The sequence below is a fragment of the Thermoactinomyces vulgaris genome, from assembly GCF_003688725.1.
GTDB lineage: Bacteria > Bacillota > Bacilli > Thermoactinomycetales > Thermoactinomycetaceae > Thermoactinomyces > Thermoactinomyces vulgaris.
In genome coordinates, this window is the sequence record NZ_REFP01000007.1 from 451,709 (window position 1) to 464,134 (window position 12,426).

Annotated in this window: 13 protein-coding genes; 7 read left to right on the forward strand and 6 right to left on the reverse strand. The window is 48.5% G+C overall.

Annotation, left to right across the window (positions count from 1 at the left end; all coding sequences use genetic code 11):
* Positions 1-15: 15 nt before the first annotated feature.
* Complete coding sequence (hutH, locus tag ATH33_RS02610; protein WP_121874028.1) at positions 16-1,548, reverse strand: histidine ammonia-lyase; 1,533 nt, start codon at positions 1,546-1,548, stop codon at positions 16-18.
* A gap of 185 nt (positions 1,549-1,733) precedes the next feature.
* On the opposite strand from hutH, the gene ATH33_RS02615 reads away from it, so the two are divergent.
* The 4 genes from ATH33_RS02615 to ATH33_RS02630 all read left to right on the forward strand — a co-directional run bounded on the left by ATH33_RS02615 (position 1,734) and on the right by ATH33_RS02630 (position 4,436).
* Positions 1,734-2,201, forward strand: a complete 468-nt coding sequence (locus ATH33_RS02615) for a hypothetical protein (RefSeq protein WP_121874029.1) — start codon at positions 1,734-1,736, stop codon at positions 2,199-2,201.
* 192 nt (positions 2,202-2,393) lie between these two features.
* A complete protein-coding gene (locus ATH33_RS02620; protein WP_206759950.1) occupies positions 2,394-2,957 on the forward strand; it encodes an NADPH-dependent FMN reductase in 564 nt (187 codons plus the stop codon).
* Positions 2,958-2,968: 11 nt separating this feature from the next.
* On the forward strand, positions 2,969-3,400 hold the full coding sequence (mntR, locus tag ATH33_RS02625) for a transcriptional regulator MntR (protein ID WP_037993892.1): 432 nt from the start codon (positions 2,969-2,971) through the stop codon (positions 3,398-3,400).
* Positions 3,401-3,482: 82 nt separating this feature from the next.
* Positions 3,483-4,436, forward strand: coding sequence for a patatin-like phospholipase family protein (locus ATH33_RS02630; RefSeq protein WP_037993891.1), 954 nt, complete (start codon positions 3,483-3,485; stop codon positions 4,434-4,436).
* Positions 4,437-4,503: 67 nt separating this feature from the next.
* Here ATH33_RS02630 and ATH33_RS02635 read toward each other — a convergent pair whose 3' ends face one another.
* The 3 genes from ATH33_RS02635 to ATH33_RS02645 form a co-directional block, all read right to left on the reverse strand.
* Positions 4,504-4,764, reverse strand: a complete 261-nt coding sequence (locus ATH33_RS02635) for a hypothetical protein (protein ID WP_037993889.1) — start codon at positions 4,762-4,764, stop codon at positions 4,504-4,506.
* A 14-nt stretch (positions 4,765-4,778) separates the two neighbouring features.
* Positions 4,779-5,714, reverse strand: a complete 936-nt coding sequence (locus ATH33_RS02640; protein WP_049720039.1) for a DUF1385 domain-containing protein — start codon at positions 5,712-5,714, stop codon at positions 4,779-4,781.
* A 207-nt stretch (positions 5,715-5,921) separates the two neighbouring features.
* Positions 5,922-7,094 (reverse strand): C39 family peptidase, encoded by a 1,173-nt coding sequence (locus ATH33_RS02645; RefSeq protein ID WP_170151221.1) that lies wholly within the window; start codon positions 7,092-7,094, stop codon positions 5,922-5,924.
* Between the two features lie 208 nt (positions 7,095-7,302).
* On the opposite strand from ATH33_RS02645, the gene ATH33_RS02650 reads away from it, so the two are divergent.
* The 3 genes from ATH33_RS02650 to ATH33_RS02660 all read left to right on the forward strand — a co-directional run bounded on the left by ATH33_RS02650 (position 7,303) and on the right by ATH33_RS02660 (position 10,174).
* Positions 7,303-8,370 carry a M24 family metallopeptidase gene (locus tag ATH33_RS02650; protein WP_062843073.1) on the forward strand — a complete coding sequence of 356 codons (1,068 nt, stop codon included), beginning with the start codon at positions 7,303-7,305 and terminating at the stop codon, positions 8,368-8,370.
* A 20-nt stretch (positions 8,371-8,390) separates the two neighbouring features.
* Positions 8,391-8,948 carry an elongation factor P gene (efp, locus tag ATH33_RS02655; RefSeq protein WP_062842950.1) on the forward strand — a complete coding sequence of 186 codons (558 nt, stop codon included), beginning with the start codon at positions 8,391-8,393 and terminating at the stop codon, positions 8,946-8,948.
* A gap of 83 nt (positions 8,949-9,031) precedes the next feature.
* On the forward strand, positions 9,032-10,174 hold the full coding sequence (locus tag ATH33_RS02660) for a conserved virulence factor C family protein (RefSeq protein WP_049719932.1): 1,143 nt from the start codon (positions 9,032-9,034) through the stop codon (positions 10,172-10,174).
* Between the two features lie 128 nt (positions 10,175-10,302).
* Here ATH33_RS02660 and ATH33_RS02665 read toward each other — a convergent pair whose 3' ends face one another.
* Complete coding sequence (locus tag ATH33_RS02665) at positions 10,303-11,607, reverse strand: MDR family MFS transporter (protein ID WP_037993882.1); 1,305 nt, start codon at positions 11,605-11,607, stop codon at positions 10,303-10,305.
* A gap of 300 nt (positions 11,608-11,907) precedes the next feature.
* Complete coding sequence (locus ATH33_RS02670) at positions 11,908-12,360, reverse strand: DUF441 domain-containing protein (RefSeq protein ID WP_037993879.1); 453 nt, start codon at positions 12,358-12,360, stop codon at positions 11,908-11,910.
* Positions 12,361-12,426 lie beyond the last annotated feature (66 nt).

Genomic DNA, 12,426 nt, shown 5'->3' on the forward strand with positions numbered 1-12,426 from the left:
TTTTTTATTTGCAGATCAAACTTCCAGCCTGATCCGGCTTTGGATCAAATCGGTCAGTTGTCCGCTTTGGATGAGGCGGTCGGCCCATTCAATTTCCCGGTAACCTTCCCGGTCTTTTTCCAAGGGAGGGATCGATTGGCGCAGCAGATCGTAAGCCAGCTGAGTGCTTCTGCCCGGTTTTTTCGACTGAAATTCCAAGGCTTGGGCGGCACACAGATATTCGATGGCCAGCACTTTGCGGGTGTTTTCGATCACATGCCGGCATTTTCGGGCACTGATCGATCCCATGCTGACGTGGTCCTCCTGATTGCCGGAGGAGGGGATGGAATCGACGGAGGCCGGATGCGCCAAGGTTTTGTTTTCCGAAACCAGGGAAGCGGCGACATATTGAAAAATCATGTAACCGGAGTTTAAGCCCCCGTTCGGGACCAAAAACGCAGGGAGACCGCTGAGTTGCGGATTGACGAGCCTTTCCGTGCGGCGTTCGGAGATGTTGGCGATCTCGGCCATCGCCATGGTTAAGAAATCCAAAGCCAAAGCAAGGGGCTGCCCGTGAAAATTCCCTCCGGAGACGACTTCTTCTTCATCAGCGAAAAGAAGCGGATTGTCGGTTGCGGCATTCATTTCCCGGAGCACAATCTTTTCGACATAATGGAAGGCGTCTTTGGAAGCGCCGTGCACTTGCGGGATGCAACGAAGACTGTAGGCATCCTGAACCCGTTTTTTCCCGGGCTTGCTGATGCATTCGCTGTCTTGAAGCAGTTTGCGCAAGTTATCCGCGGTGACCATTTGGCCGGATTGCCCGCGCACTTGTTGCAAGCGGGGATGAAAGGCATGCGGGATGCCTTCCAATGCTTCCAAAGTCATGCAAGAAATAATGTCTGCAGCCAGCAAAAGTTTTTTGGCTTCCATTACGGCCAAGGCTCCGAGGCTGCACATCATTTGCGTTCCATTGATGAAGGCCAGCCCCTCCTTGGCTTCCAGTTTGAGCGGCGACAGGCCGATTTCTTTCAATACATCCGACGCGGGCCTTCGTTTTCCCTGATACATGACTTCCCCCTTTCCCAAAAGCGGAAGGCACATGTGGGCGAGAGGGACCAGATCTCCGCTGGCACCGAGCGACCCTTGCGAAGGGATGACCGGATACACTTCCCGGTTCAACAACGTCACCAGAGCTTGCACCGTGGAAGGGCGGATTCCGGAATAACCTTTGGCCAAAGCGTTGATCCGAAGTAGCATCATTCCGCGAACCACCGGCTCCGAAAGCGGTTCACCCGTCCCGCAGGCATGGCTTTGGATTAAATGGTGTTGAAGCCGTGAAGCCTGGCCGGGATCGATGAAACGGCTGCATAACCGGCCAAATCCGGTGGTGATCCCGTAAACCGCTTCTCTTTTTTGAATCAACCGCTTGACAAAATCCCGGGAAGCTTGCATCCGTTTGATGGCTTCATTGTCCAATGTAACCGGGGTTTTTTTAAAAACAACAGCTGAAAATTGATAAAAATTCAATCCATCCCCTTTAATTTTTACTGTTTGGCTCGCTGTCATTTTATCGCTTTCTCCTTTCATTGTATTATAGTGATCAAGAGAAAGGAGGGTTGGGGAGAATCCCAACCCTCCTTTCATTTGAAGTATTTTTATTATATTTCTATAAAGAAAAGAATGAGCCTGCACCATCTTGGAGAAAGGAGAATACAATGAATTGATCTGAAACAGAAAAGAGGCTGGCAAAGATGGCATGTTCCGGACGGAATATTTTAATCAACGGAGGCTTTCAAAAAGGAAGTGCTCCATGGACGGGAAAACGGATACGCCGGATGAAAAACCCTCTTCGCGCCGGGGATTATTCCATGTGGATGGGGGCAACGAGGGCAGGGGGCGATTCCATCTTGAAACAGACCATTCGCGGTCCTTTCGAAAGAGGTTGTGCTTATTATCTGTACTTTCGCCTGCTGAACGTGACCCCTCCGCAAAGCAAAGCAGAGTTGTATGCCGCGGTTGCTTATTTAGACGAAAAGCGGCAGATGATCCGATCCACTCCGCTTCTCATTCGTCCTCCTTACTTGGGAAACAAATGGTATTCGTATTTTACCATTGTCCCGTCTCCTCCTTTAAACGCCCGGTATGTTTCGGTGGTGTTCTTGCTCAGAAAAGGCTTGTTGTTTGTGGATTATATCCGTTTGGCTTCGCATGACATTTGACGGAAAGGTTCCATGACAGGTATAATGTTTTCGCTTTTCAGAAAAAGCTACTCTTTAAGAGATAGCTTTTTGTTTTTGTAGAAAAGATCGGATGAATTAGGTATACTGAAACGTGCTAAAATGAAACAATACAGGTCTTTTTCAAGGGACATCAATGGCAAGAGGATACATAGAAATGACGGGGGTGCTGATATGGTGAAAATCTTGGCTGTTCCCGGCAGCTTGACGGAAGATTCGACCACCCACAAAGCAGTGGCGATTGTGGCTGAAGCTGCAAGGCAAACCGGAGCCGAAGTGGAAATCTTTGATTTGCGAAAGTATCCGCTTCCCATTTATGATGCCCGCTCCGATGAATCGACGTATCCGGAAAATGTTCACCGGTTTAAACAAAAGATGTTGGAAGCTGAAGGATATATCCTGGCTTCCCCTGAATATCACGGTTCGGTCTCGGGTGTGTTGAAAAATGCACTGGATTTTATCGGAGCGAGAGAATTGGAAGGAAAATTTGTTGCACTGTTGGGAACTTCGGGAGGAGCCTTGGGAGCCACCAATACCTTAAACACCTTAAACATCATCTGCCGGACATTGCATGCCTGGCCGTTGCCATCCATGCCGTCTGTTCCTCAGGCTTACCAGGCATTTCATCCGGATGGCTCGTTGAAAGACGAAAAGCTGGAAAGGCGTTTGAAGAGTTTGGGTGTTGAGCTGGTCAAAACGATCGAGCGGCATTGTGCGTGTATGAATAAGGATAGATAGGGGGCCTCTTCATGCCTACACCAAGCATGGAAGATTATTTGGAAAACATTTATAAGTTGATTGAACAAAAAGGTTATGCACGGGTTTCGGATATCGCCGAGGCTTTAGAGGTTCACCCTTCTTCTGTAACTAAGATGGTGCAAAAACTGGACCAAAATAAATATTTGGTTTATGAGAAATATCGTGGTTTGATTCTCACGCCGAAAGGGAAAAAGATTGGAAAGCGCTTAATGGACCGGCATGATCTCTTGGAACAATTCTTGCGATTGATCGGAGTCAGTGAAGATAAAATTTATCAGGATGTCGAGGGCATTGAACATCACTTGAGCTGGGACTCGATCACATGCATCGAAAACCTTGTGGAGTACCTGGAAAAGAATCCGGAATTGGTCAAGTTTCTCCATTCGTTGAAAAAAGAAGAGCAAGTGGATTCAAAACCCTAAAAACCTTGGACATGTTTCCAGGGTTTTTTTCAACTGAGAGACATATTTATGGGAAAAGGAGAATTTTTTCAGGAGGGATCGTATGTGGGCTGATGCTGTGTTTGAAGGCGGCGGTGTCAAAGGAATCGGGCTGGTGGGGGCTTTGTCTGTCGCTGAAAGCAACGGTTATCGCTGGAAAAAAGTTGCCGGTTCTTCGGCTGGTTCGATCATCGCCACGTTGATTGCTTCCGGCTACACCGCCCAAGAAATGGCTGAAATCATGATGGAAAAAGATTTCAGTGATTTTTTGACCCCGAAATGGCCGGAATATTTGCCGTATGTGGGATCCGCCATCCGGTTGTGGTTTAAAAAAGGATTGTTTTCCGGGAATGAATTAGAGAAATGGATTGCCCGGCTCCTCGAGCAAAAAGGGGTATATACGTTTAAAGACTTATCCCGGGAAACGGAGCTTCACATCATTGCTTCAGACATCACGCGGGGACAACTGTTGGTCTTGCCACGGGATTTGGAGGATTATGGCTATCAGGCGGAATATTTTTCGGTGGCCAGAGTGGTTCGCATGAGTTGCAGCATTCCGTTCTTTTTTGATCCGGTGAAATTAACGTACAAACCGACAGGGGAGACTTGCTACATCGTCGACGGAGGCGTGTTGAGCAACTTTCCGGTCTGGCTGTTTGACAAGGAGAATCCCCGTTGGCCCACTTTCGGTTTCCGGTTGTTTTCCGAAAAAGATCATGAGTTTAACAAGATTTCCGGTCCGTTTTCCATGTTGCTTTCCCTGTTTTTTACCATGTTGGAGGCCCATGACAACCGTTATATTGAGGAATTGGAGCAAGTGCGTTCAATCCAGGTTCCTTCCTTGGATGTCAAATTGACTGATTTTTCATTATCGAAAGAAAAAAAGAGGGAATTGTTCTTGTCCGGGGTCAAAGCGGCCGAACTCTTTTTCAACCATTGGACATTCGACGAATATTTGAAAGCAAGGGGCAAGCGAAACAGTCTCCGGAAAAAACGCACGGATCAAGCGGGAAGCTGACAAAAACAAGTCTGAATATTTTAAAATCCACCCCGGAGTCAAGGCCCCCGGCGGATGAGGGCCTGACTTATTTTTTATTTCCGTTGATGACTTGAAACCGGTGTTTTTTACGCTTTTTTTTCGGCGGCTTTTTAGAGGCGCGGGGGCGGGAAGGGCTGACGAGGCGGATGAACCAGCGGGGAGGCGCCTTGTAAAAATACCAGACCAACCCGATGACAAGCACCGGGATGATAAAAGATGTGGGAGAATGGACAAGTCTAGAGATCAAACCGATGGCGGCAAGCCCCAAAATCAGATAATACCATGGAAATTGCGTTCGCCTTGGCACTTTGTAGCCTCCTTTTAATGTATTGGAGAGTTCACCGGGGGTTTCAACGGGGAAGCGGGTGTTTTCTGTTTTTCCAAAAGCGCATCCATTTCCCGCATGCGTTCAAAGGCTTTGATGGCCACTTCCACCTGATCATCGGTCGGTTCTTTGGTCGTCAGTTTTTGCAGCCATAGTCCCGGATAGCCCAAATATTTGAGAACCGGCAAATGGCGCAGAGAATTGGTGAATCTTAACCATTCATAAGATAATCCGATCACCACCGGAATCAAAAGAATCCGGATTCCGATTCTTTCCCATACATTGTCATAACTGAAAAATGAATAGACAATGACTCCGATGATAATGGTGAAAACCAAAAAGCTGCTTCCGCACCGGTAATGAAGCGTGGAATATTTTTGCACGTTTTCCACGGTTAAATTCTCTCCGTGTTCAAAGGCGCTGATCACTTTGTGTTCCGCCCCGTGATATTGAAAAACGCGTTTGACAAGCGGAGTTTGGGAAACGGCCCAGAGATAGCCCAACAGCAAAAAGGTTTTGATGGCACCTTCGATCAAGTTTTGCACGATGAGATTTTGGGTGAAACGGTCAAACAGGATGCTTGCCAGATAAGCGGGCAAAGCGGTGAAGATGACCTTCCCGATCAGAAAAGACAAAATCCCGATGAGGGTGATGCTCACGATCATTTCCCATTTGGATCCGGATTTCGGCTCTTCTTCTGTTTCTTCCAGTTCTTCGGGATCCAGATGATCCAGATCATACTTTTCGGAGGCATATTGCATATGTTTGGCCCCCAGTGCGCTGGATTCAATCAGCGAAACCAGCCCGCGGATGAATGGAAGATGTTTCAGCGGCTTCAGCCAAGCGATTTCATTTTTTTCTATTTCAAAGCACTCAATTTCTCCGTTTTTCCGCCGGATTGCCGTGACTTGTGCATAACGGCCGCCGAACATGACGCCTTCGATGACGGCTTGTCCGCCATAAGCGATTTTGTTTTCGGACACGAAAGGGTGCACCACCTTGTTTTTATGGAATGTTCACAGAAACAGAACGAATGCCGGACGAAGAGGCGGACACGCCACCGGACGGTCCGCTTCTTGCCGTTTGGAGTCCATTCTAACTTGAATTGGGCAAATGAGTAAATAGACAGAGAATGAATCTTACCAACGGTCCCCCTGCGGAATGTCCCAACCTTTGGGGTAAATGAGGTAGACGGTGCCGTTGGAGTGGTTGAGAAAAGCTTTTTCAAATGCTTCGCGCGGATAGGTGATGCGGACTTCCCCGTCGCTAGGGCCGGCCGGGTCATTGGTCAGGACATCCCCTTTTTCGTCAAAACCGCGAATCACCAGCAGATGCCCGTTGGAAGAGGGGATCGGGCTCCCGGGCAGTTCCCCTTTGCCATAAGCAATGCTGGCGATGACGGGGACACGGTGTGCGATCCATTGTTCCGCATCCGCCAGGCTTTTCAGCCGCACCACTTTGGCTTCCAGCCCTGCCGAAGCGGCATAGGCCGTGTTAAAAGCCCAGTTTCCCCCTCCGTCATAAACATAATCCCACACTTTTGTGACAACCTGTGGTACGGGTTGATCCCAACCGGGTTGATTCATCACTTTTGCCCAATAAGCCATCACCATGGAAACAGAGGTGGGGGAACACCAGACTTCTCCGCCGTCCGGATAAACCATTTGGGAACGCATGGGAACATCCAATGCGCTGGTCAAGCCGGTTCCGGGCACTTGGCCGGGCTCATCTTTGCCGGAGGCAACCGAGAGGCCCAAGGAAGTCAGGACGGGGCTTCGGCCGGGCTCGGTCGTAAAGAGGGTGACCCGGGCTTGAACGGCTGAAACCGTCTGATTTAAAACCAGCGTGTCAACAGAAACCCGTCCGAATTCATCTGATTGGCCGCTGACCGAATGGCGCCGGAAAGGAAGGTCGTTTTCATGCCAAACCCCCATGCTGTACCACGAACTCCAGCGGTTTCCGCTTTGGACGCGAAGCTCCACTTCGATCCAAGTGTTTAAAGGGGTGTTGGCTTCCCATGAGGCGATCGATTCAAGAAAATTCTCATTAATCACAGGAGAAGTCCATGTACCGTAATAGTAAGTGCCGGAATGGTATTTTCCGGATGTGTCCGTTCCTTGTTTGAGATGAGCGGGATGTAAACGAAGCGCAACACCGTCGTAAAAAGTGCCGTCAAAGTTTCCATGGTGAAGTCCGGATGCAAGAGAAATGAACCGTTTGTGGCTGACGGAGGCGCTTGCGGCAAAGACAGCGGAAGGTATAAAGGACAAGACAAGTAAAACAATAAAAAGGGTGGAAAAAAAACGGAGCAAAATGAGGATCCCTCCCAGACTTTTTTGATTAAACAATTCGATTTTTAAAGGGGTTTTCCTCTTCTCCGGGAAGAAACGTAGACAAAAAAACGGGATCATGGGAAAATATAATATTGCGAAGAAATGACTTCTCCTCTGTGGTACAATACGAATATCTACATAACACCAATTGCGGGGCGTTTATCCGTTAAAAAGGGGGAACAGGATGATACGGCGAATTCAACGTTTGCGCGAAGAGATGGCGGCAAAAGGCCTGGAAGCCATTCTGATCAGCCATCCAATCAACCGGCGCTATATGACAGGTTTCACGGGAACGGCGGGAGTTGCTTTGCTGACGGAGAAAGAAGCTATGTTCATTACCGACTTCCGGTATGTGGCCCAAGTCAAAGAACAATGTCCGGATTATACATTGGTCCGGCACGAAGGAAACATTTTCGATGAGGTGGCGGCTTGCTGCAAAAAACTGGGGATTCAACAGCTGGCTTTTGAACAGGATCATTTGACCTATGCCCAAGTGTCCAAGCTGAAGGCACGGTTGAATTCCATCCGCCTGGAGCCGGTCAGCGGACTGATCGAAAAGCTTCGTCTGGTCAAAGAACCCGAGGAGCTTTTGCTGATCAAAGAAGCGGCCAAAATTGCGGATCGTGCTTTTGAACAGATCTTGCAACAGATCCGCCCCGGTATGACGGAAAAGGAAGTGGCTCTGCGTTTGGAAGTGATCATGAGGGAACACGGGGCAACTTCTTCCTCCTTTGACACCATTGTCGCATCCGGTTGGCGCTCGGCTCTCCCCCACGGGGTTGCCAGTGACAAAGTGATTGAAAAAGGGGATCTTGTCACATTGGATTTCGGAGCTTATTATCAAGGATATGCGTCCGATATCACCCGCACCGTCATGATGGGCAAACCCACCGAGAAACAAAAAGAAATTTATCAAATTGTCCTGGAAGCGAACAAAAAGGCGATTGCCGGGGTTCAACCCGGCAAAACCGGGAAAGAAGTGGATGCCATCGCCCGCAATTACATTAAAGAGCATGGTTATGGAGATTATTTCGGACACAGCACCGGCCATGGCTTGGGAATGGAAGTCCATGAGGAGCCGCTCGTTTCCACGAGGGGAGAAGAAGCACTGGTTCCGGGAATGGTGATCACCATTGAACCGGGTATTTACATTCCTGATTTGGGTGGCGTTCGGATTGAAGACGATCTGATTGTTACCGAATCCGGATATGAAAACATCACAAACGTTTCCAAAGAAATCATCATGATTCATTAAAGTTTGGGAGGAAAAGAAGGATGATCAGTGTCAACGATTTTCGTACAGGATTAACCATTGAACTGGACAACGATGTTTGGCAAGTGATGGAATTTCAACATGTGAAGCCGGGTAAAGGCGCGGCGTTTGTCCGTTCCAAATTGCGCAATTTGCGAAATGGAAACATCCAGGAACGCACCTTCCGGGCTGGTGAGAAAGTTCCCCGCGCGATGGTGGAAACACGTGAAATGCAGTACTTGTATGAAAGCGGCGGCGAATATACCTTTATGGATAACGAAACCTATGAGCAAATCACCTTGCCGAAGGAACGGCTGGAGTATGAACTCAACTTTTTGAAAGAAAACATGAACATCCAAATCATGGTTTACAAAGGGGAAACCATCGGAATCCAATTGCCCAACACCGTGGAGTTGGAAGTGGTGGAAACCGAACCCGGAATCAAGGGAGACACGGCCACCGGCGGAAGCAAACCGGCAAAATTGTCCACCGGGTTTACCGTGCAGGTTCCCTTGTTCATCAATGAGGGAGACCGTCTCATCATTGATACGCGCAGTGGTGAGTATGTATCCCGTGCCTGAGGGGAAGATGAGACCTCTGTAGCTTTGCTATGGGGGTTTTATCCGTTTTTTAAAGGATTATTTGAAGCAAAGGATGGGATAACATGAGGATCGTATCCATTGAACCGACCCCCAGTCCCAACGTGATGAAGTTAAATATGGATGAGGCGCTTCCGGACGGAGTCAGTTACAATTTTTCCAAGAAGAAAGCGGATGAAGCGCCGGACCACATCCGGGAGCTGCTGGCGATTGACGGAGTGACAAGCGTTTTTCAGGTATCGGACTTTTTGTCTTTGGAACGGCATCCCAAAGCGGATTGGCCGGCGGTTTTGGCCGAAGCGCGCAAAATCCTCGGGGAGGCCGAAGGCAAAAGTGAAGGACAGAGTGAACAAACGGTGGAGGAAGAATCGTCTTCTTTCGGGGAAATCACGGTTTTAATTCAAAAGTTGAAAGAGATCCCCATGCAAGTGAAACTGTTGAAAGACGGGGAAGAGTATCGTTTTGGATTGCCGGATCGCTTTAAAGAAGCAGTGATGAAAGTCCAGGGAACGACCTCCAATTTGATTTTTGAACGGCAATGGGTTGAACAAAAGCCGCGATACGGGGAGATTGAAGAAGTCGGAAACCAAATCGTGGAAGAAATTTCTGCCGCCTATGACAAAGAGCGGCTGGAAAATCTGGTGAAACGGGCGTTTTCCGGGGAGACGGAGACAAAAGATAAAGGAATCAGCCGGGAAGAAGTGGAAAAAGCATTCACTTCTCCAAAGTGGGAAAAACGGTATGCTGCTTTGGAACAATTTGAACCGGAACTCGGGGATCTTGATTTGCTGGAAAAAGCGCTGAAAGACGAAAAGCCGGCAATTCGCCGCCTGGCCGTGGTGTATCTCGGGTTTTTGGAAGATGAGCGGGTGCTTCCGTATCTGGAAGAAGCCCTGAAGGACCGATCGGCCATTGTCCGCCGCACAGCCGGCGATACGATGTCGGATCTGGGGAATCCCAAAGCCATTCCGGCGATGTGTGAAGCGTTGAAAGATCCGAACAAACTGGTGCGCTGGCGTGCCGCCCGGTTTTTGTTTGAGGTCGGCGATGAAAGCGCGATTCCTGCTTTGGAAGAAGCTGTGAATGACGCCGAATTCGAAGTGCGGTTACAAGCCCAAATGGCTTTGGAACGCATTAAGCGGGGAGAAGAAGCCAGCGGAACGGTTTGGCAGCAAATGATGAAGCGGATGGAAGAAGAAAAAAAATAAAACACGGCGCGGATTTTTTTCCTGAAGAAGGCAGAAAGCGGATGGATGCTCAGAGTATGAACATCTCATCCGCTTTTTTTATCTTCATGGCGTTTCTAATCTCCGCCCGGACACCGGTTCTTTCCGGACTACACCGCTTTTTGGGATCCCCGTTTTTTTAGATGGCCGGACGGAAGCGGACGATGCCGTAAGTTCCGGAACATGAGATGATACATAAATGCCCCGGTAAAAGCAATCAAACCCAAAATGGCAAAGGTCCACGGATATCCCACCCATGCCGACAAGGGAATGGCGGCGGGAGCAATGGTTTTTCCGATGGAAAACCGGAGACTGGCCGCGGCAAAATATTGTCCGCGCATGGACTCCGGAGCCAGTTTCGAAATAAAGCTGTCCTGCAATCCGACCACCAGGATTTCAGCGATGGTAAAAATAAAAATGGCCAAAAAGGCGAGCCACCACAGATGTGTCATGCCAAGTAAAATCATGGAAAGGCCGTACAGCAGAGACGAGGTGACAAAAACGTTCTTTTCGTGAAAAGAGCGGATCATTTTGGTGATCCAAACCGTAAAAAGAACCACCATCAAACCGTTTTCCGTAATCAGCCAACTGAAAAATCCAGCGCCTCCCGTTTCGACTTTGAAAGAACCCCATTGAAGCAGGGTTTGAACCGGAATGGATTCTGTGACATAAACGGCAATGATCAAATCCAGTTGCATGAAGGTTTGGGAAACCAGGATGCCTGCCAGGATAAAAAGCATGAAGTTAAAGTCGGAAAAAATAATCCGGTAGTCCCGCAAATTTTGTTTGGCAAATGCAATCCATCTCCCGTTTCCGGACGCAGGGGCGTTTCCTTCCCGGAGCCGGGCCGTTTCCCGGACATATTTTTGGATCAAAACAGATAAAAACAGAGTGGCCAGGCCCGATGCCAGCAACAATTCAAACCGGTGTTGAAAAAAGAAAAATCCGCCCAAGACCGGTCCGACGACCACGGCCAGATTGGACGCGGTGTAAAAGGTGGCAAAAACCTGGTTCCGGTTCTCTTCGGCCACCACATCCGCGATCATGGCGTGACTTGCCGGCCAATAAATGGATTGAAACGCCCCTAAAACGGTAAAGCAGACAAATGACCAACCCGGTGAGGAAAACCAAGGCGAATTGGCCAATGCAAAGGAGAAAAAGGTGACGGCTTCCCCGACGGAGGCGATAACCATCATTTTTTTCCGTCCGTAGCGATCGGCACAATAACCTCCGGCCAGATTGGCCAGGACACTGACCAATTGCGACAGAATCAACAAGATCCCGGCGGTTTTTTTCCCGTAAGCGTCGGCGAAGAATATGGACATAAACGGGATATACATCCAAAAAAGGATGTGAATCAGCCCTTCTCCGAAGAGCCGGACTTTTAAATTTTGGTCCCAATCTCGAATTCGCACAGTACTCCCCCTTATAAAAAGAAAAAGAAGCCACAGGCAAGAAAATCCTTACCCATGGCTTCTTTTGGAGATAAAAGTCCCAGCAAAAGAAGAATTTATCCGTCATCGGGGCGGAAAGGATTTAATTTGCCTACAGGGGCCTTGCCTTGATGGATCTGTTTGATCACCGGTTTTTTCAGGGGAAACACGTCCGCAATTTGCAGATTTTTCATAATCCTTTCCGCCTCCTTGATTTTTTTGAAAATGATGTACTTTTATTTTAGTGAAAGATCAAACCGGTTGCAATCTTTTTTACCGTATTCAAAAAAGCCATTTCAAAAGCCGGAGCAAAAAAGCCGTGATTCCTGCGGCCATCAAAGGGCCGACCGGAATGCCGCGCATAAACAAAATGCCGAAGATGGAGCCGATCACAAGCCCCACGATGAGTTGCGGATCCACTTTTAAAAGGTCCAATCCTTTTCCGTTCATATATGTAGCCAAGGCCCCGCCAATGAGTGCCAAAATCCCGGGAAGCGTGATAAAAACGGATAGAACATCTTTGCTTTGGATTCGTCCGGAAGCAAAAGGAACCAAAACGGAAATGGTTAAAAATAACAATCCGAATTCCAGCCCTCTTCGTTCCAAAGCAGGGAAGTACCGCTCCAAATGAATCAATTTAAGAATGAGCAACAAACTGGATGCCGTTGCGATCAACGGCGATCGTCCGATGACGCCGATGATGATGAGTGTCACTAAAAGAAGATCGGGATTCATTCGGTTAACCCCTGTCCTGTCAAGTTTGTACTAAAAATATGTGGGACAGGTTTGATTTATGAATGT